Source organism: Streptococcus australis ATCC 700641 (assembly GCF_000186465.1).
GTDB lineage: Bacteria > Bacillota > Bacilli > Lactobacillales > Streptococcaceae > Streptococcus > Streptococcus australis.
In genome coordinates this window covers 1,752,011-1,771,905 of the sequence record NZ_GL636091.1, presented here as the reverse complement: position 1 = coordinate 1,771,905, position 19,895 = coordinate 1,752,011, and the positions used below count along the sequence as shown (strand labels likewise).

Genomic DNA, 19,895 nt, shown 5'->3' with positions numbered 1-19,895 from the left:
TATGAATAAAAATTATAGTTACCCACTCGATTTATCGTGGAGCACTGAAGAGCTTGCTTCGGTGCTTTCTTTTTTTAATCAGGTTGAACAAGCCTATGAACAAAAGGCAGATGCTCGTATCTACCTAGAAGCCTATAAGGCCTTTAAGAAAGTTGTCCCAAGTATTGGCGAAGAAAAGCGTCTGGGCAAGGAGTTTGAAGAGGTCAGCGACTACTCACTTTACCGTGCAACCAAAGCCGCGAAAGAAAAAGGGGAAGGATGGTTTTCGATTGATCAATAAATTAGAATTTGCTAAGACCATTGTCAAAGAAGCAGGAAGCTATCTAAGAGAACACTTACATGACCAGCTAGCGATTACTGTCAAAACAAATCCGACAGATTTGGTGACGCAGATGGACCAAGAAGTGCAAGCAACCCTGGTCCGTAAGATTTTGGAAGCTTATCCAGAAGATCAAATTTTTGCTGAAGAAGATGAACTTCGTGCTCCTATTCACTTCGGTAAGGTTTGGGTGATTGATCCCATTGATGGGACCAATAATTTTGTGACCCAAAAAGAAGATTTTGCTGTTATGGTTGCCTATTTTGAAGAAGGTCTTGGCCAGTTTGGCTTGATCTATGATGTCATGCGCGACCATCTCTTTTTTGGTGGAAAGGATTTTGGAGTCTTTTGCAATGACAAAGAACTAAAACCGTTTCAAAATCGGCCTCTTGGGGACTTATTAGTGGCTTCTAATGTCGGCATGCTCAAGTCCAATGCTTGGGGCATGGCGGATCTGGGAGCAGAATGCTTGGGGATTCGGGTCTACGGGAGCGCTGGTATCAGCTTTACCAAGATTCTATCTGGTGGCATTTTAGGGTACTTTAGCTATATCTGGCCTTGGGATTATGCCGCTGCAGCTATTATGGGCGAGTGCCTAGGCTACTCTGTCTTGACTTTGGAAGGAAAAGAACCTAACTATGAGACCTTGGAGCCCATCATGATGGTACCAACTTGTAAACTAGATGAGATTCAACCTTTTTTGACGAAAGGAAAAGACGCATGACCTTTCCTCAAGGATTCAAAGAAAAATATACCCAATTACTTGGAAAAGAGGCCAAGGCCTTCTTTCAAACCTTTGACGATCCAGCAATATCTGCCTATCGGACTAATCCATTGAAGGCGGAGCAAATCAGAGGTGATGAACCTATTCCAGGCATGCCTTGGAGTTACTATGGCAAGGTATCAGGGAAATCCATTGCCCATGTCACTGGACTGGTCTATTCGCAAGAACCGGCTGCCCAAATGGTAGCACAAGTAGCTCATCCAAAACCAGGTATGAAGGTCTTGGATCTTGCGGCAGCACCGGGTGGCAAGACGACCCACTTGCTCTCTTATTTAGACAATCAAGGACTCCTCGTTTCCAATGAAATCCACAAGGGCCGCTCTAAGATTTTGGTCGAGAATGTCGAACGCTTTGGAGCCCGTAATGTCGTGGTGACCAATGAATCAGCCGATCGCTTGGCTAAGGTTTTCCCAGCCTATTTTGATTTGATTGTTTTGGACGCACCATGCTCTGGTGAAGGAATGTTTAGAAAGCAGCCAGATGCTATGGACTATTGGCATCCTGATTATCCAGCCCAATGTGCTGGTCTCCAAAGAGAAATTTTAACAGATGCTATCAAGATGCTGGCACCAGGTGGACAGCTAGTTTATTCGACCTGTACCTGGGCACCGGAAGAGAATGAAGAGATTGTCTCTTGGCTCTTAGAAGAATATGAGTTGGAATTGCTACCGATTGAAAAAATCAATGGCATGGTAGAGGGGATCGGCTATCCTGAAACAGCCCGGATGTATCCCCATCGTTTCAAAGGGGAAGGGCAATTTGTTGCTAAATTCCTTTATCACGGAAAGCCTGAAGTTAAGAAGATCAAGGAAGGACGTTCCAATCTAACGGCTGAGCAGAAGAAACTGTGGCAAGCTTTTGCCAAGGACTGTTTAGCCATTGATTTAGAGGGCCTCTACCAATGTTTTGGAGACCAGCTTTATCTCTTGCCAGTTGGACTTCCTGATTTGAAAAAAGTCAAGATTGCTCGCAATGGCTTGCACCTTGGAACTTTCAAGAAAAATCGCTTTGAACCTAGCTTTGCTTTGGGCTTAGCTCTGAAACCAGATCAAGCGAAGAAATCGGTCAGCTTGTCGGATCCAGACTTTATGAAGTACGTGGCTGGAGAGACTATTCAGCTAGATCAAGACTACCAAAATGGTTGGTATCAGGTCTTAGCTGGAGGCAATGGTTTAGGTTTTGCAAAAGTGACTGGACGGACCTTAAAAAATTTCTTTCCTAAAGGTTTGAGATTTAGATAAATTATTAGGAAATGCCGTCTTTCTATGTTATAGTGGAAATAAAGTGATTCTTGCTAGAATACTAGAAGATGACCAAGTGTTTAGAGATAAGATTTAAACGATATTTGATTATGATTCAAGGAGACTTACATTGAATAAATGCAAAAAGCTAGTCCTTGGGCTAGCAACAGTAGCACTTGCAGCTTCTCTATCTGCCTGTGCGTCTTGGATTGACCGTGGAGAAGCGATTACAGCTGTTGGATCAACAGCCCTACAACCGCTCGTTGAAGGGGTGGTAGATCGTTATATTGAAGAGCATCCCGGTAAGATTGTCAATGTCCAAGGGGGTGGATCTGGTACAGGTCTTTCTCAGGTCCAATCAGGAGCTGTCGACATTGGAAATAGTGACCTCTTTGCAGAGGAAAAAGATGGTATCGCTGCTTCTAGCTTGGTGGATCATCAAGTAGCAGTAGCAGGAACAGCTATCATTGCGAACAAGGGGATTTCCGTAGACGATTTAACTACTGAACAATTGCGTAAGATTTTTACTGGTGAATATACCAACTGGAAGCAATTGGGTGGTGAGGACTTGGAAATTACCATTGTGAACCGGGCAGTAGGATCTGGTAGCCGTGCTGTGTTTGATGACATCATCATGGACGGCAAAGATCCTAAACAGGCTCAAGAACAGGATTCCAACGGAATGGTGAAGAACATTGTTTCCCAGACTCCAGGTGCCATTTCTTATTTGGCTTTTACCTACGTGGATGATAGTGTCAAAACCATGAAGTTAAATGGCTATGAACCAACTAAGAAAAACGTAGTGAATAATAACTGGCCAATTTGGTCCTATGAACACATGTATACCAAGGGTGAGCCAAGTAAACTGGCAAAGAAATTCTTGGATTATATGATGACAGATGAGGTCCAGCAGGAAATCGTTGGTAAGATGGGCTATATCCCAATCAATGATATGAAAATCAGCCGTGATCTTGACGGTAACATTACGAAGAAATAAGAAGAATTAGGTAAAACATGAACGAAGTAGCAAAAAAAATGCTCGCAAAGTCCAATAATTCTCGTTTGGAAAAATTTGGTAAAACCATTACTTTCTGCTGTATGAGTTTGATTGTCTTTGTTGTAGCTTTGATTTTGATTTTTGTAGCCCAAAAGGGATTATCGACCTTCTTTGTCAACAAGGTTAATGTCTTTAGTTTCCTTTTTGGATCCACTTGGAATCCGTCAGGGAAAGAATTTGGGGCTTTGCCAATGATCTTGGGTTCCTTCATTGTAACCCTTTTGTCTGCCTTGGTGGCGACGCCTTTTGCCATCGGTGCGGCAGTCTTTATGACAGAGGTTTCTCCAAAGGGAGCTCGTCTCTTACAACCAGCCATTGAGTTGTTGGTAGGGATCCCTTCTGTTGTTTACGGATTTATTGGTTTGCAAGTGGTGGTTCCATTTGTTCGTTCCATCTTTGGTGGGACAGGATTTGGGATCTTGTCAGGGGTCTTTGTCCTCTTTGTCATGATCCTTCCAACTGTGACCTTTATGACAACAGACAGCTTACGGGCAGTACCTCGTCACTATCGGGAAGCGAGTATGGCTATGGGAGCGACTCGCTGGCAAACGATTTGGCATGTCACCTTAAAGGCCGCTCGCTCAGGTATTTTTACGGCAGTTGTCTTTGGAATGGCCCGTGCCTTCGGTGAAGCCTTGGCGATTCAGATGGTGGTCGGAAACTCAGCGGTTGTTCCAACATCTTTAACGACTCCAGCTTCCACCTTGACCTCTATCTTGACTATGGGTATCGGAAATACGGTTATGGGAACTGTTAACAACAACGTTCTCTGGTCACTTGCCTTGGTGCTCTTGCTGATGAGTTTGGCATTCAACAGCGTTATCAAATTGATCACGAAAGAAAGAGGTAAGAAGAACTATGCACGCTAAAAAAATAGATAAGATAGCGACAGGGGTTCTCTATGCAATTGCTGGAATTATTGTCACTATTCTTGCTTCTTTGATTCTCTATATCCTGGTTAGAGGGTTGCCGCATGTGTCTTGGACCTTCTTGACCAGCAAATCCTCTTCTTACCAAGCAGGGGGAGGGATTGGGATTCAGCTCTATAATTCCTTCTTCCTCTTAGTCATTACCTTGATTATTTCCTTCCCTCTTTCATTAGGGGCAGGGATCTACTTGTCAGAGTATGCCAAGAAGGGCCCATTGACCAATTTGGTTCGGACCTGTATTGAGATCTTGTCTTCTCTACCATCGGTTGTAGTCGGTCTATTTGGTTACTTGGTCTTTGTAGTGCAGTTCCAATATGGCTTCTCGATTATTTCTGGAGCCTTGGCCTTGACGGTCTTTAACCTGCCACAGATGACACGAAACATTGAAGATAGTTTGCAGAATGTCCACCATACACAGAGAGAAGCTGGGCTTGCGCTTGGAATATCTCGTTGGGAAACCGTGATTCACGTGGTGGTACCTGAAGCCTTACCAAGTATTATTACGGGTGTCGTACTAGCTTCTGGGCGGATTTTTGGGGAAGCAGCGGCCTTGATTTATACTGCTGGTCAGTCTGCCCCAGCCTTGGATTGGAGTAACTGGAACCTCTTTAGTGTCACCAGTCCAATCTCCATTTTCCGTCAAGCAGAAACTCTAGCGGTGCACATTTGGAAGGTCAATAGTGAAGGAACCATTCCAGATGCGATTGAAGTATCCGCTGGATCGGCTGCAGTCTTGTTGATCTTCATTTTGATTTTCAACTTTGGAGCGCGTAAGCTCGGTACTTACCTCCATAAGAAATTAACCTCAGCATAAAAGGAGAAGAAATGTCAAAGTACAATTGGGATGAGAAACATATCATTACTTTTCCTGAAGAAAAAGTGGTCCTTTCGACCAAAGATCTGCATGTCTACTATGGTTCAAATGAATCCATCAAAGGCGTGGATATGCAATTTGAGAAGAATAAAATCACAGCTTTGATCGGTCCTTCTGGATCTGGGAAATCTACCTATCTTAGAAGTTTGAACCGGATGAACGATACCATTGATATTGCGCGTGTGACTGGGGAGATCTGGTACGAAGGGATTGACGTTAACCGTCCAGATATCAATGTCTATGAAATGAGAAAGCATATCGGAATGGTCTTTCAACGACCAAATCCCTTTGCCAAGTCTATCTACCGCAATATCACCTTCCCCCACGAGCGGGCAGGTGTCAAAGACAAGAAGATTTTGGACGAAATCGTTGAAAAATCTTTGAAGCAAGCAGCCCTCTGGGATCAGGTCAAGGATGACTTGCACAAGTCCGCATTGACCCTCTCTGGTGGTCAACAGCAACGCCTTTGTATTGCCCGTGCCATCTCCGTTAAACCAGAGATTTTGCTCATGGACGAGCCAGCTTCAGCCTTGGATCCTATCGCGACTGCTCAGTTGGAAGAAACCATGTTGGAGTTGAAGAAGGACTATACTATTATCATCGTGACCCACAGCATGCAACAGGCAGCTCGGGCCAGCGATTATACAGGATTCTTCTATCTAGGCGATTTGATCGAGTATGATAAAACAGCCAATATCTTCCAAAATGCAAAACTGCAATCGACTAACGATTATGTGTCTGGTCACTTTGGATAGGATTTGGCAACATTGAAACAACATAAGGATGAAAACATGACAGAACCAATTTTGCAAGTCAAGGACTTGTCGGTTTATTACAATAAGAAAAAGGCACTGAATAGTGTGTCACTGGATTTCACCCCTAAAGAAATCACGGCTTTAATCGGTCCTTCTGGATCTGGGAAGTCTACCCTGCTCAAAGCTATCAACCGAATGGGCGATTTGAACCATGAGGTAACGACGACAGGAACCGTCCTCTATAATGGTCACAATATCTATAGTCCTCGGACAGATACAGTAGAACTTCGTAAGGAAATCGGGATGGTCTTCCAACAGCCCAACCCCTTCCCTATGTCTATCTATGACAATGTCACATACGGACTCATGATCAATGGGGTCAAGGACAAGCAAGTCTTGGATGAAGCAGTCGAAACCTCTTTGAAAAATGCTTCTATTTGGGATGAGGTCAAGGATCGTCTCCATGATTCAGCGATTGGGTTATCAGGGGGGCAACAACAACGGGTTTGTGTGGCGCGTGTATTGGCAACCAGCCCTAAGATTATCCTCTTGGATGAGCCGACCTCAGCCTTGGACCCGATTTCTGCTGGAAAGATTGAAGAAACACTTTATGGCTTGAAGGATCGTTACACCATGCTTTTGGTGACGCGGTCTATGCAACAAGCCAGTCGGATTTCGGATAGGACGGCCTTTTTCTTGGATGGGGACCTCATCGAGTATGATGACACCTCAAAAATCTTCTTGAACCCTGCTCGGAAGGAAACAGAAGATTATGTATCAGGGAAGTTTGGATAAGAAAGGGAAAGTAAATGTTACGTGTACAATTTGAAGAAGATTTAGAAAAGCTTCATAATCAGTTTTATGCCATGGGAAATGAAGTCTTGACCCAGATCAACCGCACGGTTCGAGCTTTTGTCACTCATGACCGTGATCTGGCACGCCAGGTGATTGAAGATGATGCAGAGATTAATGAGTATGAAGTGAAGTTGGAGCGCAAATCCTTTGAGATGATTGCCCTTCAACAACCGGTTTCTCAGGACCTTCGGATGGTGATGACAGTCTTAAAAGCTGTATCTGACGTTGAGCGGATGGGAGACCATGCGGTATCTATCGCTCGAGCAACCATCCGTATGAAGGGAGAACTTCGTAGTAAGGTTGTAGAAGAAGAAATCAGCAAAATGGGTCGAGAAGTCAAAGACTTTGTTGAAGCAACCTTGGAACTATACTTAAAAGGGGATGTAGAAACGGCCTATGAAGTTGCAACTCGCGATGAAAAAATTAATGAGTACTATGATCGTATTCAAGAGTTGGCAACGGAAGAAATCAAACATAATCCTGATTTGATTATCACTGGTCGGGATTACTTCCAAGTGATCAACTACTTGGAACGTATTGGGGATTATGCTAAAAATATCTGTGAGTGGGTTGTCTACTTCGAAACAGGAAAAATTGTGGAATTATAAGAAAAGAAAGTCTGAGGTCATCATCTCAGACTTTATTTTTTTATAGATCTGGTTTTGCCCCCTCTTACCTTACAGTTAGTAGGATTTATGTTAGAATAGAAGATGATAAAAAATGAAGAAGGAGTTACTCATGCAAGCAGTTGCACATTTTATTGATACATTTGTACCTGAGCACTATGATCTATTCTTAGATTTAAACCGCTCAGACAAAACTTTCTCGGGGAAAGTGACCATAACTGGAGAGGCAAAGGAGACTCGCATCTCTCTTCACCAAAAGGATTTGACAATCGAATCGGCTCAAGTAGGTGGGCAAGATTGTGCCTTTACAGTCAATGATGAGGAAGAAGCTGTCTTTGTCGAAGTTCCTGCTACAGGTAAAGTAAACCTTACCCTCACTTATACAGGGAAAATTACCGATAATATGACAGGGATTTATCCGTCTTACTACACAGTAGATGGCCTTAAAAAAGAAGTGATCTCTACTCAATTTGAAAGTCACTTTGCTCGTGAAGCCTTCCCAAGTGTAGATGAACCAGAAGCCAAAGCGACCTTTGATTTGGCTGTGAAATTTGACCAAGAAGAAGGAGAAATCGTTCTTTCTAATATGCCTGAAATCGATGTCGAAAGTCGGAAAGAAACAGGTATTTGGAAGTTTGATACGACTCCTCGTATGTCTTCTTATCTCTTGGCCTTTGCGGCTGGAGATTTGCAGGGTGTGACAGCTAAGACCAAGAATGGAACCCTAGTCGGTGTCTACTCTACCAAAGCTCACCCATTAGAAAACTTAGACTTCTCATTAGATATTGCCGTTCGTGCCATCGAATTCTACGAGGACTATTATGGAGTGGCTTATCCAATCCCTCAATCCCTTCATATTGCGCTTCCAGACTTCTCTTCAGGAGCTATGGAAAACTGGGGCTTGGTAACCTACCGTGAAGTTTATCTCCTTGTAGATGAAAACTCGACGGCCCAAAGCCGTCAAACAGTAGCCTTGGTGGTGGCTCATGAATTGGCTCACCAATGGTTCGGAAACCTCGTGACCATGAAGTGGTGGGATGACCTCTGGTTGAATGAAAGCTTCGCCAATATGATGGAATATGTCTGCTTGGATGCCATCGAACCAAGCTGGAATATCTTTGAAGACTTCCAAACAACCGGTGTACCTGCTGCCTTGAAACGCGATGCTACAGATGGCGTTCAATCCGTCCATGTAGAAGTGAAACACCCAGACGAGATCAACACCCTCTTTGACCCAGCGATCGTTTACGCCAAGGGTAGCCGGCTCATGCACATGCTTCGCCGTTGGTTAGGCGATGATGCCTTCCGTAAAGGTTTGAAGATCTACTTTGAAAAACACCAATACGGCAATACCATCGGTCGTGACCTTTGGGATGCTCTTGGTCAAGCTTCAGGTCGTGATGTCGCAGCCTTTATGGATTCTTGGTTGGAGCAACCTGGATACCCTGTTGTCTCAGCTTCTGTAGAGAACGACACCTTGATCATCCGTCAAGAGCAGTTCTTTATCGGAGAAAAAGAAGAAAAAGGTCGCAAGTGGGTTGTTCCTTTGAACAGCAACTGGACAGGTATTCCAGATACCTTGGAAACAGAAGTCTTAGAAATTCCAAACTATAGTGCCTTGAAAGCAGCTAACAGCGGAGCTCTTCGCTTCAATACAGAAAATACGGCTCACTATATCAGTGATTACCGTGGGGAATTGTTAGAAGACATCCTTGCTGACCTTGCTAGCTTAGATAGCACTTCGAAATTGCAAGTGGTTCAAGAACGCCGTCTCTTAGCGGAAAGCGGTCAAATTTCTTATGCAAGCCTCTTGCCAGTGATTGAACATTTGACAGAAGAAAGTTCCTTCTTGGTTGTTTCTGCTGTTTCGAGCGTCTTAAGTGGAATCAGTCTCTTTGTGGATGAAGGAACTGAAACAGAAGCTGCCTTCCATGAGCTGTTGAAACGGATGAACCGTTACAACTTTGAACGCTTGGGACTAGAAGCTAAGCCAGGTGAAGCAGAAGAGGACGAAAAAGTTCGTCAACTAATGATTGCTAATATGATCAAGGCCAATGACGAAGCTGCACAAGCACAAGCGAGTGCCATCTTTGAAGCGCATGCATCTGATCTAGAAAACCTTCCAGCTGCTATTCGCTTGCAAATCTTGGTCAACCAAATCAAGCACCAGGAAACCAAGGCGCTTAGCCAACAATATCTGGATACCTATGTGAAGACAGTTGATGGAAACTTTAAACGCCAGTTGGCGGCTGCACTTTCTTATACCAAGGATGCGGAAACCTTGGAAGCTCTATTGAAGGAGTGGAAGAACAAGGATGTGGTGAAACCTCAGGACTTGGCTATGAGCTGGTACTTCAATTTCTTGCACCATGACTTTACCCAAGGAAGAACCTGGACTTGGGCACGTGAGAACTGGGACTGGATCAAGAAGGCACTCGGTGGTGATATGAGCTTTGATAAGTTTGTCATCTACCCAGCTAACTGTTTCAAGACTCGTGAACGGTTGAATGAATACAAGGCCTTCTTTGAGCCTCAATTGGATGATATGGCGATCAGCCGCAATATCAAGATGGGAATCAAAGAAATCGCGGCTCGTATCGATCTTATTGAGCGGGAGAAAGCAGCTGTCGAAGCAGCCCTTCTAGCAACTAAATAATGAAAAAAGCTCCTAGAGAGTGCTCTGCAGATCTGCAAGCCTCTCTAAGAGTTTTTATTTTGCTTTTTTGAAATATGGGAGATGTTTGAGATTGCGATAGAGAATAACTGCGAAAACAGTTGTCAAAGTCATTTTAATCAAATCTGGTAATACAAAAGGTAGGACGACAAATTTTACTGCAAAATCTAAAGATTTATGGGCAATGAGCATAAACCCTAAGGCACCCCCAATAAAGAGAACGACTTCTCCTAAAGCGTTAGCAAGAAAAATACGAATGGGCTGTCCCTTTTGACCAGCAAAGATAGAAGTAACCAAAGCACGAAGGGGAAAGAAGAAAAGGAATCCGGCAGTGGGACCGTAAAAGGAGCTGATGCCTCCGTGACCACCTGCAAAGACGGGAAGTCCAATGGCACCTAAGAGGAGGTAAATGAGAACGGAAAGGGTAGCTTCTTTTGGACGATAGATGCTGGCAATTAATCCAATGGCTAAAGTCTGAAGCGTGATAGGAATGGGTCCAAGTGGGATTGTAAAAGGGGATAGGGCAGCAATCAAAGCTGCTCCAAGAGCAATTAATGTCATTGATTCTATTTTTTTCAAAACAGTAAACCTCGCTTTGTTTTTATGGTAACTATTCTACAAAAATGAAGGCAAACCTGTCAAGTCCTCTTTTCAGCTGTGACAAATGTCTCCTTAATCATTTTAGGAAAGTTTAAGAAAAAATTTAGTCACGGTTAAGGAAGAGTCGGTAAACTATCCCTATCTAAACAAAGGCCTTGTTTAAATAAAAATATAAGGAAATAAAAGAATGCACGCTTCGAATGAACAAAAGCAAGAAAGAACTGAAAAAATGATTGTCGTTAAGAAAAGTCCTAAATGGTGGGCAACTGCCGCAGCAACAGGAGGACTCGTCGTAGGAATGACAGGTGGATTTGGATTGGGAATGTTGGCGACAGCCAATACAACTTCCCAACGCCAACAAGCAGCGATAGCTACACAAAATAGTAACCATCCTGCCCAAAATTCTCAAGGACAAAATGGCCATGGGAATCATCAAGAACAAAATGGACCTTCTAACTCACAAGGTTTTGATGGCCAAAATGGTGGTCCAGGGAAAGGACAAATGAACGGTCAACCACCTCAAGGAGGGGGCTCACAAGGTGGTCAAGGACAAGATGGCTTTGGTGGAGGACCAGGCGGTATGCCTCCTCAAGATGGTCAAAATGGTGGGCCAGACCAGGGGAATAGGAATGGACAACCACCACAAGATGGAGGACCTCAAGGTCAACAAGATAACCAACAAAATGGAAAATCCAATAAGAAATCCTCCAAGAAGTCCTCTTCTAAAAAATCGTCTAGCAATACAAACAATTCATCAAAGGATGAGACAGGGACAGCGGGCTAAGAAAAAAGTTGAAATCGTTATCTGGATGCTACTGAATGAAGCCCGGTCATGTTATAATAGAGTAGAAAATACTCATCATCCCTGTATGGAAGAATGAGAAGGAGAAAGTAAACATGATTAAGATTTTATTAGTCGAAGACGACCTCGGTTTGTCTAATTCAGTATTTGATTTTTTAGATGATTTTGCGGATGTCATGCAAGTCTTTGATGGGGATGAAGGTCTGTATGAGGCTGAAAGTGGCATCTATGACCTCATTTTGCTAGATCTCATGCTTCCTGAAAAAGATGGTTTCCAAGTTCTGAAAGAATTGAGAGATAAGGGTGTCTCCACTCCAGTATTGATTATGACAGCCAAAGAGAGTTTGGACGATAAGGGCCATGGGTTTGAGCTAGGGGCAGATGACTATCTGACCAAGCCATTCTACCTAGAAGAACTCAAGATGCGGATCCAAGCATTGTTGAAGCGCTCTGGTAAGGTCAATGAAAATACCCTTTCGTATGGGAATGTGACCGTTAATCTCTCGACTAACTCTACGCTTGTTGAAGGAAAAGAAGTAGAACTATTAGGAAAAGAATTTGATCTCTTGGTCTATTTCCTTCAAAATCAAAATGTTATCCTGCCAAAAACACAAATCTTTGATCGACTTTGGGGATTTGATAGTGATACGACTATCTCGGTTGTCGAAGTGTATGTTTCTAAGATTCGTAAGAAGTTAAAAGGAACAGACTTTGCAAAAAATCTCCAAACATTGCGTAGCGTGGGGTACATTCTGAAAGATGCTCAATAAAATTAAAAAAACTGTTAATGCGGATGACTTTTCTTATTTCATCCGCTATTTCGGACTCTTTACCTTAATTTTCTCAACCATGACCTTGATTATTATTCAAGTGATGCGGTCAAGTCTTTATACAACGGTTGATGAAAATTTAAAGATGCTGAGTAAAGATCGTTATTCTATTATTAGCTTGGCCAATCGTACAGGAAATGGGATGGGAAGAGACGAACCAGATGATGACCGACCAGAAGATGATGAACTTGGTCCCGAGAATGGCCCTAGACCATCGGTCACTTCTAATAGTACAGCCATCCTCTTAAATGATAATTTTGAAAATATAACGACGGATAATGGTTTCCTGGATCTAAAAACAGTGACCTTTAGTCGCGGTTATTTAAATAAGATCAAGCAGATTCAAATCACCAACCATTATAAGCAGAAGGAAAGTTACCGAGCTTATTTGGTAGATATTGATCCCGATGATTATATCGACGGGGTGAAATATGCCGTGATCATGACCAACATCAGCCAGTTGGAGCAGACTAGTGAAAAACATGAGAGCCAAATCGCCTTGGTCATGATTTGCTTCTGGGGCATTTCTCTCTTTGCAAGTATCTTTCTGGCTAAGATGAGTGTGAAACCTCTCTTAGAGAGCATGAATCGGCAGAAGGCTTTTGTTGAAAATGCTTCTCATGAATTGCGGACACCTTTAGCCGTTTTGCAAAATCGTTTGGAAACCCTGTTCCGAAAACCAGAGGCAACGATCATGGAATCCAGTGAGAACATCGCCTCCTCTTTGGATGAGGTTCGCAATATGCGCTTACTGACGACCAATCTCTTAAACTTAGCCCGCCGAGATGATGGGATTAAACCTGAGTTTTGTGAAATCCCTCCCTCTTTTTTCGATCAAACCTTTGCCAATTATGAAATCATTGCCGAGGAAAATGATAAAATCTTCGAGTATGAGAATCATGTCGAAAGGAGTCTGGTGTCTGACAAGGTCCTACTGAAACAGCTGATGACCATTTTGTATGACAATGCCCTCAAATACACAGAGGAAGAAGGAAAGATACGATTTGTCGCCCAATTCAAGGATCGTTATCTCTATCTTAGGGTAGAGGATAATGGACCAGGGATTGCAGACGAAGATAAAAAACGGATTTTTGATCGATTCTACCGAGTGGATAAGGCGCGGACCCGTCAAAAGGGTGGTTTTGGGTTAGGTCTTTCTTTAGCCAAGCAAATCGTAGAAGCTTTTAATGGTACCATTACTGTTCGAGATAACAAGCCTAAAGGTGCTATTTTTGAGGTAAAGCTAGCAACTAAATCAGATAGTAAAAAGAAATCCAGTTCTAAATCAACGAAGAACAAGTAAGAGAGTGGGACAGAAATCCTAGCCTCTCAATTGTCTTTGGATTGTCGAGCAAGATGCAGTGGTTGAGTGGGCTCTACTACGCTGATTACATCAGTTTTTACAGCCCTACTCAACTGTGCGGAGGTGGGACGACAAAATCGAATTCTAACGAATTACCGATTTCTGTCCCACTCTCTTTTTTCATCCATTTCAAATAATCGCTATTTTTATCTGACTAGTGTATAATAGTAAAAAAAGAAAGAGGTGTCTTATGGCTTCAAAAATGTTACACACTTGTTTACGAGTGGAGAATTTAGAAAAATCAATTGCTTTTTATGCAGATGCGTTTGGATTTAAGGAATTGCGTCGCAAGGATTTTCCTGAATACAAATTTACGATCGTCTATCTTGGCTTAGAAGGAGATGACTATGAGTTAGAATTAACTTACAACTATGATCATGGTCCTTATGTCATTGGAGATGGTTTTGCCCATGTTGCCTTAAGTACCCCAGACCTTGAAGCCCTTCATGCAGAGCATAAGGAAAAAGGTTACCAAGTAACTGATCCAAAAGGATTGCCAGGAACGCTTCCAAACTATTACTTTATTGTGGACCCAGATGGCTACAAAGTAGAAGTGATTCGTGAAAACTCCTTATAATCAGCATCATATAACATGTGATAAAGAGCAGGCGAGAATTGACCTGTTCTTTTTTTGTGCATGAAGATGGCCTCTAGGGAGTGACAGGAGATAGGACAGGATTGATTCTATTTTCCTACTATTTTTTAGGTTTTATTTTCTAGATTCTAGAGTTTTCTCCTGTTTTTTTAGTGATAAAATTGCTATAATAAGAGTATGAAGAATTCCTACTTGAAAATGTTTATCCTCATTATTCTAAACCTCCTTTTTATCGGAGGAATTTACCTAGCTTATCAGAAGATTGAGGAAGCACGCGCCATCAAAAATTATAATCAACAGTTTTCCAAAGCAATTCGGGAAGAAGAAGCAATTGAAAAAGACAAGGATACCAGCCTTCAAAAAGGAATGGTTGGTCAAACATATGTCGCGGCTTACTACCCGAAAAATAATGAAGAACCCATCGCAGTGGTTAAAGAGAGAATTTTGGCTGACGTTGGCTCTCTTCCCCAAGAAGAGAAAAAGAACCAGCAAGCAAAAGAGCTTTTGTTCTACCATACCGAACGTTCAGAAGACCCATTTGTAGGGGTTCATCCTTATCAGGTGAAGAAGACCCAGTACAAGTGGAAAAATGGCAAGTTTATCAAAGATGGGATCGACAAACTTCCTCTCCTTTATCTAACGGATGAAGGAGCTGTCTTCCATTTTTCACAATTGTTTACGGATGCAGATCTATCCAAAGAAATTCTCCTAACAGAATTGCGTTCCCAGCTGGTCTTTCTACAGTTAGGGGAAGAAAGAATTGAGGAGATAATGCAAGCTGTCTCAGCAAGTGATATGGCAGGCTGGCAGTTCACCTACAATCAAGGGGTTCTTTCTATTACCCTTCCAGTTACTATTGAGGGCATGGAAACCTTCGATGTACCCCTTTCGAAGCTCTATGATGTGATTGATTCTGCTCGTCTGAATCCTGGAGATCTTCAAGCTTATGAGGCCTACCAAACTCAACGTCATGCTAAGATGGTTGCCTTAACATTTGATGATGGTCCAGATCCAACGACGACCCCTCAAGCCCTGGATATCCTCAACAAGTACCATGTTAAGGCGACTTTCTTTATGCTTGGGAAGAATGTCTCGGCCTATCCTGAAGTGGCTAAACGGGTACGTCAGGAAGGACATGAAATCGGAATCCATACCTGGAATCATCCTGTCTTAACCAAGTTGCCTTTGGAGGCTGCCCAAAAAGAAATCATGGATACGAAGGAAGTGATTCAAAAGGTCACAGGAGTGCAAACGAAGATTACTCGTCCTCCTTATGGTTCGATTAATAGTGCCATTCAATATGCCGTTGATCAGGCCTTTATCATGTGGGATGTGGATACTCTGGATTGGAAGACCCACAATACACAAGCCATCTTGGCAGAAGTGAAAAAACAAGTCAAACCAGGATCGATCATCCTGATGCACGATATTCACCAAACATCTATTAATGCCCTTCCAGCCGTGATTGAATACCTTCAATCGCAAGGCTACACCATCGTGACGGTTGATGAACTCTTAAACCACCAAGTGGAAAGTCATCGCCTCTATTACAATCGCAATTAAAAAAATCGTTCGTATTATTACGAACGATTTTGAATGTAGACAAACTATTGTTTTACATAAAACAGCGGGATGATTTTCAAAAATTGACTTTTATTTTTTAATCATTTAAGAATATGAAAAACTTTCCGCTGTGAGAAAAATGCCTGAAACACAATTGTTTCAGGCACTCGGGAGTTTTGAAACTTTAGGTTCAAAACTAAGTCATGGAACTTCTACGAAGTTCGCTGACGTCCGTACTCACCTAAGGAAAGTTTTAAAAATGACTTTATCTTCAATCTGAATCGTTCGTAATGCTACGAACGATTTTCTTATTCTTCCCCTATATAAAGTTGAGCTCCTTTGAGAATCAAGGGACGAACGGGGGTTAATTTTTTCAAACTTTTCAATTCTTCTGGATGGCTGACCAAGGTGATGACATAGCCCTCTTTACCCATACGTCCGGTACGTCCAGATCGGTGGATGTAGGTTTCGGTATCTCGAGGAACTTCATAGTTGACGACACATTCTAGAGAGTCAATATCAATTCCTCGTGCCACCAAATCTGTTGCAAGAAGGAGTGTCAGCTGGTGGTCCTTAAAGCGTTCCAGAATGACTTTTCGGAACTTGACATTAACGTCACTAGCAAGTGAGACGGCGCTAACTTCCCGGTATTGGAGTTTTTCTTCGGCGCTTCCTAGGTCTGACAAGCTGTTGAAGAAAACGAGGCCACGAAAGTCTTCGACATTGGAGAGTTTTCTGAGGAGTTCAACCTTTTCTCGCTTGTCCACTTCCATATAGAAGTGCTGGATATTGTCCAAGTTTTGTCCTTCCACTTGAATGGTTAGAGTATTAGGTTCGATTTGTTCTGGATCAAACTTGGTCGTTGCACTCATATAGATAAATTGATGATCTCGGGGCGCGTAGTGGCAAATCTTATCGACAAAGTGATACTGAGAGTCGCTAAACAGTTGATCAAATTCATCCAGGATGATGGTATCAACATTCATCATCTTGATTTTCTTTAACTTGATCAATTCAAAAATACGTCCTGGAGTTCCAATGAGAATTTCGGGTCCCTTTTTGAGGCGTTCGATTTGCCGTTTTTGACTAGAGCCTGAAAGGAAGAGTTGGGCACTGAGTCCAAGAGGTTCCGCCCATTGTTTGGCAACATCAAAGATTTGTCCGGCCAATTCTGTATTGGGTGATAGGATCAACAATTGTTGTGCTTTTTTAGGTTTTAGCTTGAGAAGACTAGGGAAGAGATAGGCCAGGGTCTTTCCGGTTCCTGTCGGGCTGACTCCAAGCACGTTCTCCCCTTGGGTGATCGGCTCGAAGAGGCGTTCTTGGATTTCAGTCAGTTGCTCAAAGCCGAGGGTTTTGAGTTGCTCTTGCCAGAGCGGTGGAAATGCTAGTGTCATATTAATGTTCGTCCTTAAAGTGTATTCCAGCATCTTGGCGCATAGCGTAGAGGGTTTGGTGAACCATCTGTCCTGTTTGAAGCCAAGTCTGGTAAAGTGTCTGGTTGCCTTCTGTCATTATACTTGCAAAGGCCTGAGCTTCTTCGAGCATGTTATGAGAAGCAGGAGTAATCGGAAGTTGGTAACTAGTTCCAGAATGATCTTGAAAAACAGCCTCGTTAACGGCTTCGATTCCACTTAAGAAAAGGGTGCCGTCTGTCGTGTAAATTTCAGCAGGAAGATTGCTGGTCACATCTTTGCCGGCTTGAATGCCAATGATAAAGTCAGAATAAACCAAGCTACCATGTCCGTTCAAATCGATTGAATTAGGCAATTGCCGCGCTTGATAAGTTACTGATTCAGGTTGACCAAAGAGGCCGATTGCAAAGTAGAGAGGATAGACTCCCAAATCCATGAGGGCTCCACCCGCAAATTGGTCGGAGAAAATATTGGGAGTATTTCCTTTCAAGAGCTCAGGCATTTTAGAAGAGTATTTGGCATAAGTCATGTGGCCACCCAAGATGGTCTTGTCTTTGAAAAAGTCTTGGATGGTTGCAAAGGCTTTTTCATGATAGTTGCGAGCGGCTTCAAAGAGATAGACCTGGTGCTCCTGGGCTAATTTAACCAACTCTTTCCATTCCTTGGGAGTGGTGACAGCTGGTTTTTCAAGGATGACATGTTTCTTAGCCAAGAGGGCTAATTTTGCCTGGGGATAGTGGAGTGAATTAGGACTAGCAATGTAGATGACATCCAGATCACTATCTAAAAAGGCAATCAGGTCATCATAGAGGGCCACTTGTCCATAAGGTTGGGTGAAACTACGAGCTTTCTCCAAGGTCCGTGAATAGACCGCTCTTAACTCATACTGGCCTGTTTCTTTAGCTGCAGCAAGGAAGGAATGGGAGATGGCACTGGTGCCGATGATACCAAGTTTCAGCATGGCAGCTCCTTTCAATCAGGTATTTACTGGTTTCATTATATCATGTTTCATCCTAAAAAGATGGAATGGGCCTTTCTAATTGGGATGGAGGATAGGAGGGAAGGTCTTCTTGGAAGGTTGATGAAAATCCTTAGAAAAAAGGTTTAAGTCGTGGTCAAGAGACCGCTTTTGTGATAGAATAAATAAGATTATAGAAAATGGAGAAGAAGATGCGAAACAGACCAATTATTATCGGTGTAACAGGTGGTTCTGGTGGGGGGAAAACCAGTGTTTCTCGTGCAATTTTGTCCCACTTCCCAGATGAAAAAATTGCTATGATTGAGCACGATTCTTATTACAAGGATCAAAGTCATCTAACCTTTGAAGAGCGGATTCAGACCAACTATGACCATCCTTTTGCCTTTGATACAGACCTCATGATTGAGCAAATCAATGAGTTGTTGGCTGGCCGTCCAGTTGATATTCCTACTTATGACTACGCAGAGCACACGCGTAGTTCTAAGACCTATCGTCAAGAGCCTCAGGATGTCTTTATCGTTGAGGGGATTTTGGTCTTGGAGGACAAGCGTCTTCGTGACTTGATGGATATCAAGATTTTCGTTGATACCGACGATGATGTGCGGATCATTCGCCGGATCAAGCGAGATATGGAAGAGCGCGGTCGGAGTTTGGACAGCGTCATCGAGCAGTACTTGGGAGTGGTGAAGCCGATGTACCATCAGTTTATCGAGCCAACCAAGCGTTATGCGGATGTTATCATTCCAGAAGGCGTGACCAATACTGTAGCCATTGATTTGATTACGACCAAGATTGAGAAGATTTTGAGCGAATCACGTGAAGGATAAGATAACAAGTGAGAGAGGTTAGGAAGTAGTGTCCCAGCCTCTTTTCCATGACAAATAGGGAGAAATATGAAAAAGTTAAGAAGGGAGTTTCACTCCAGAAGTAAGGCCTTTGCCTGCCTACTGACCATGTGTGCAGGTTTTTCAGATGCCTACACCTTTATCGAAAGAGGAGGGACCTTGGCCGCGGGCCAAACGGGAAACGTGGTCTTTCTATCTGTTGGTTTAATTGGCCATGAAATCGCGGATGTGGAGGTCAAACTAGCCACCATGTTGGCCTTTATGATCGGGATTTTCTTGATGACCGTCTTTCAACGCTTCTTTAGCCATTCCGTTTGGCGACTCAGTACCTTGGTTCCCTTGGTTCTGACGACCTTGGTGGCAGGATCTCTTCCCAAAGAAGTGCCCAATGTTCTAATTGTACCTTTCTTTGGGCTAAGCTTGGGGATTGTAGCCATTTCCTTTGGAGAAGTCGATAGCTATGCTTATAACCATTCCTTTATGACAGGGAATCTCAAGAAGACCATGGTCGCTTACGGGAATTTTGTACGGGAGCGGAAGATGGAGTTTTTTTGGGAGTCTCTCTTTATGACTTCTTTGATTGGGAGCTTTGTGGGAGGAGCTATTCTTTCCACCTTCCTCATCCAATATTATGGCCTTCGGACCATCTGGTTTGTCTCCCTTGTTCTGACCCTTTTTCTCTCTTATCGGGCGATTCAATATGTTCGGAGAGACGCTTAGATGAATTTTTACAAAGTCAGGGACCTTGCTCCCTGGCTTTTTTATTGAGAACATTTGCTTGATACTTCT

General features: G+C 43.0%; 20 protein-coding genes. 17 read left to right on the top strand and 3 right to left on the bottom strand.

What is annotated here, in order from left to right; translation table 11 throughout:
* Position 1: 1 nt before the first annotated feature.
* The 10 genes from HMPREF9421_RS08325 to HMPREF9421_RS08280 all read left to right on the top strand — a co-directional run bounded on the left by HMPREF9421_RS08325 (position 2) and on the right by HMPREF9421_RS08280 (position 10,096).
* Positions 2–280, top strand: coding sequence for a UPF0223 family protein (locus HMPREF9421_RS08325; RefSeq protein WP_006596575.1), 279 nt, complete (start codon positions 2–4; stop codon positions 278–280).
* Positions 270–1,043: an inositol monophosphatase family protein gene (locus tag HMPREF9421_RS08320; RefSeq protein WP_006596574.1), complete on the top strand. Its 774-nt coding sequence runs from the start codon at positions 270–272 to the stop codon at positions 1,041–1,043. The genes HMPREF9421_RS08325 and HMPREF9421_RS08320 overlap by 11 nt, the downstream gene beginning before the upstream one ends.
* Positions 1,040–2,344 carry an RsmF rRNA methyltransferase first C-terminal domain-containing protein gene (locus HMPREF9421_RS08315; RefSeq protein WP_006596573.1) on the top strand — a complete coding sequence of 435 codons (1,305 nt, stop codon included), beginning with the start codon at positions 1,040–1,042 and terminating at the stop codon, positions 2,342–2,344. Before HMPREF9421_RS08320 ends, HMPREF9421_RS08315 begins: the two co-directional genes overlap by 4 nt.
* Before the next feature lie 130 nt (positions 2,345–2,474).
* On the top strand, positions 2,475–3,341 hold the full coding sequence (locus tag HMPREF9421_RS08310) for a phosphate ABC transporter substrate-binding protein PstS family protein (RefSeq protein ID WP_006596572.1): 867 nt from the start codon (positions 2,475–2,477) through the stop codon (positions 3,339–3,341).
* 17 nt (positions 3,342–3,358) lie between these two features.
* The gene (pstC, locus tag HMPREF9421_RS08305; RefSeq protein WP_006596571.1) at positions 3,359–4,270 is read left to right on the top strand and encodes a phosphate ABC transporter permease subunit PstC; all 912 of its coding nucleotides are present in this window, start codon (positions 3,359–3,361) and stop codon (positions 4,268–4,270) included.
* Positions 4,260–5,144 carry a phosphate ABC transporter permease PstA gene (gene pstA / locus HMPREF9421_RS08300; RefSeq protein ID WP_006596570.1) on the top strand — a complete coding sequence of 295 codons (885 nt, stop codon included), beginning with the start codon at positions 4,260–4,262 and terminating at the stop codon, positions 5,142–5,144. The genes pstC and pstA overlap by 11 nt, the downstream gene beginning before the upstream one ends.
* Positions 5,145–5,155: 11 nt before the next feature.
* Positions 5,156–5,959, top strand: coding sequence for a phosphate ABC transporter ATP-binding protein PstB (pstB, locus tag HMPREF9421_RS08295; protein ID WP_006596569.1), 804 nt, complete (start codon positions 5,156–5,158; stop codon positions 5,957–5,959).
* A 36-nt stretch (positions 5,960–5,995) separates the two neighbouring features.
* A complete protein-coding gene (gene pstB, locus HMPREF9421_RS08290; protein ID WP_006597331.1) occupies positions 5,996–6,754 on the top strand; it encodes a phosphate ABC transporter ATP-binding protein PstB in 759 nt (252 codons plus the stop codon).
* Between the two features lie 14 nt (positions 6,755–6,768).
* The gene (gene phoU, locus HMPREF9421_RS08285; protein WP_006596567.1) at positions 6,769–7,422 is read left to right on the top strand and encodes a phosphate signaling complex protein PhoU; all 654 of its coding nucleotides are present in this window, start codon (positions 6,769–6,771) and stop codon (positions 7,420–7,422) included.
* Between the two features lie 130 nt (positions 7,423–7,552).
* Positions 7,553–10,096 (top strand): M1 family metallopeptidase, encoded by a 2,544-nt coding sequence (locus HMPREF9421_RS08280; RefSeq protein WP_006597322.1) that lies wholly within the window; start codon positions 7,553–7,555, stop codon positions 10,094–10,096.
* Positions 10,097–10,150: 54 nt separating this feature from the next.
* On the opposite strand, the gene HMPREF9421_RS08275 is transcribed toward HMPREF9421_RS08280, so the two are convergent.
* Complete coding sequence (locus HMPREF9421_RS08275) at positions 10,151–10,693, bottom strand: biotin transporter BioY (protein WP_006597327.1); 543 nt, start codon at positions 10,691–10,693, stop codon at positions 10,151–10,153.
* Between the two features lie 208 nt (positions 10,694–10,901).
* On the opposite strand from HMPREF9421_RS08275, the gene HMPREF9421_RS08270 reads away from it, so the two are divergent.
* The 5 genes from HMPREF9421_RS08270 (at position 10,902) to HMPREF9421_RS08250 (ending at position 15,867) form a co-directional block, all read left to right on the top strand.
* Positions 10,902–11,498, top strand: a complete 597-nt coding sequence (locus tag HMPREF9421_RS08270) for a hypothetical protein (RefSeq protein ID WP_006596564.1) — start codon at positions 10,902–10,904, stop codon at positions 11,496–11,498.
* A gap of 113 nt (positions 11,499–11,611) precedes the next feature.
* Complete coding sequence (locus HMPREF9421_RS08265) at positions 11,612–12,286, top strand: response regulator transcription factor (protein WP_006596563.1); 675 nt, start codon at positions 11,612–11,614, stop codon at positions 12,284–12,286.
* Entirely contained in the window at positions 12,276–13,649 is a 1,374-nt protein-coding gene (locus HMPREF9421_RS08260) for a sensor histidine kinase (protein ID WP_006596562.1), read from the top strand. The genes HMPREF9421_RS08265 and HMPREF9421_RS08260 overlap by 11 nt, the downstream gene beginning before the upstream one ends.
* A gap of 250 nt (positions 13,650–13,899) precedes the next feature.
* Complete coding sequence (gene gloA / locus HMPREF9421_RS08255; RefSeq protein WP_006596561.1) at positions 13,900–14,286, top strand: lactoylglutathione lyase; 387 nt, start codon at positions 13,900–13,902, stop codon at positions 14,284–14,286.
* Positions 14,287–14,481: 195 nt separating this feature from the next.
* The gene (locus HMPREF9421_RS08250) at positions 14,482–15,867 is read left to right on the top strand and encodes a polysaccharide deacetylase family protein (RefSeq protein WP_006596560.1); all 1,386 of its coding nucleotides are present in this window, start codon (positions 14,482–14,484) and stop codon (positions 15,865–15,867) included.
* Positions 15,868–16,175: 308 nt separating this feature from the next.
* Here HMPREF9421_RS08250 and HMPREF9421_RS08245 read toward each other — a convergent pair whose 3' ends face one another.
* Both HMPREF9421_RS08245 and HMPREF9421_RS08240 read right to left on the bottom strand, forming a co-directional pair.
* A complete protein-coding gene (locus HMPREF9421_RS08245; RefSeq protein ID WP_006596559.1) occupies positions 16,176–17,264 on the bottom strand; it encodes a DEAD/DEAH box helicase in 1,089 nt (362 codons plus the stop codon).
* A gap of 1 nt (position 17,265) precedes the next feature.
* Complete coding sequence (locus HMPREF9421_RS08240) at positions 17,266–18,243, bottom strand: Gfo/Idh/MocA family protein (RefSeq protein ID WP_006596558.1); 978 nt, start codon at positions 18,241–18,243, stop codon at positions 17,266–17,268.
* A gap of 209 nt (positions 18,244–18,452) precedes the next feature.
* On the opposite strand from HMPREF9421_RS08240, the gene udk reads away from it, so the two are divergent.
* The gene (udk, locus tag HMPREF9421_RS08235) at positions 18,453–19,088 is read left to right on the top strand and encodes a uridine kinase (RefSeq protein ID WP_006597323.1); all 636 of its coding nucleotides are present in this window, start codon (positions 18,453–18,455) and stop codon (positions 19,086–19,088) included.
* A 66-nt stretch (positions 19,089–19,154) separates the two neighbouring features.
* Positions 19,155–19,826, top strand: a complete 672-nt coding sequence (locus HMPREF9421_RS08230) for a YoaK family protein (protein ID WP_006596555.1) — start codon at positions 19,155–19,157, stop codon at positions 19,824–19,826.
* Positions 19,827–19,895 lie beyond the last annotated feature (69 nt).

What these genes read in the sequence shown, in the direction of transcription:
- HMPREF9421_RS08325 (WP_006596575.1), top strand. Translation starts at nt 2, where the DNA reads ATGAATAAAAATTATAGTTACCCACTCGATTTATCGTGGAGCACTGAA.
- HMPREF9421_RS08315 (WP_006596573.1), top strand. Translation starts at nt 1,040, where the DNA reads ATGACCTTTCCTCAAGGATTCAAAGAAAAATATACCCAATTACTTGGA.
- pstC (WP_006596571.1), top strand. Translation starts at nt 3,359, where the DNA reads ATGAACGAAGTAGCAAAAAAAATGCTCGCAAAGTCCAATAATTCTCGT.
- pstA (WP_006596570.1), top strand. Translation starts at nt 4,260, where the DNA reads ATGCACGCTAAAAAAATAGATAAGATAGCGACAGGGGTTCTCTATGCA.
- pstB (WP_006596569.1), top strand. Translation starts at nt 5,156, where the DNA reads ATGTCAAAGTACAATTGGGATGAGAAACATATCATTACTTTTCCTGAA.
- pstB (WP_006597331.1), top strand. Translation starts at nt 5,996, where the DNA reads ATGACAGAACCAATTTTGCAAGTCAAGGACTTGTCGGTTTATTACAAT.
- phoU (WP_006596567.1), top strand. Translation starts at nt 6,769, where the DNA reads ATGTTACGTGTACAATTTGAAGAAGATTTAGAAAAGCTTCATAATCAG.
- HMPREF9421_RS08280 (WP_006597322.1), top strand. Translation starts at nt 7,553, where the DNA reads ATGCAAGCAGTTGCACATTTTATTGATACATTTGTACCTGAGCACTAT.
- HMPREF9421_RS08270 (WP_006596564.1), top strand. Translation starts at nt 10,902, where the DNA reads ATGCACGCTTCGAATGAACAAAAGCAAGAAAGAACTGAAAAAATGATT.
- HMPREF9421_RS08265 (WP_006596563.1), top strand. Translation starts at nt 11,612, where the DNA reads ATGATTAAGATTTTATTAGTCGAAGACGACCTCGGTTTGTCTAATTCA.
- HMPREF9421_RS08260 (WP_006596562.1), top strand. Translation starts at nt 12,276, where the DNA reads ATGCTCAATAAAATTAAAAAAACTGTTAATGCGGATGACTTTTCTTAT.
- gloA (WP_006596561.1), top strand. Translation starts at nt 13,900, where the DNA reads ATGGCTTCAAAAATGTTACACACTTGTTTACGAGTGGAGAATTTAGAA.
- HMPREF9421_RS08250 (WP_006596560.1), top strand. Translation starts at nt 14,482, where the DNA reads ATGAAGAATTCCTACTTGAAAATGTTTATCCTCATTATTCTAAACCTC.
- HMPREF9421_RS08245 (WP_006596559.1), bottom strand. Translation starts at nt 17,264, where the DNA reads ATGACACTAGCATTTCCACCGCTCTGGCAAGAGCAACTCAAAACCCTC.
- HMPREF9421_RS08240 (WP_006596558.1), bottom strand. Translation starts at nt 18,243, where the DNA reads ATGCTGAAACTTGGTATCATCGGCACCAGTGCCATCTCCCATTCCTTC.
- udk (WP_006597323.1), top strand. Translation starts at nt 18,453, where the DNA reads ATGCGAAACAGACCAATTATTATCGGTGTAACAGGTGGTTCTGGTGGG.
- HMPREF9421_RS08230 (WP_006596555.1), top strand. Translation starts at nt 19,155, where the DNA reads ATGAAAAAGTTAAGAAGGGAGTTTCACTCCAGAAGTAAGGCCTTTGCC.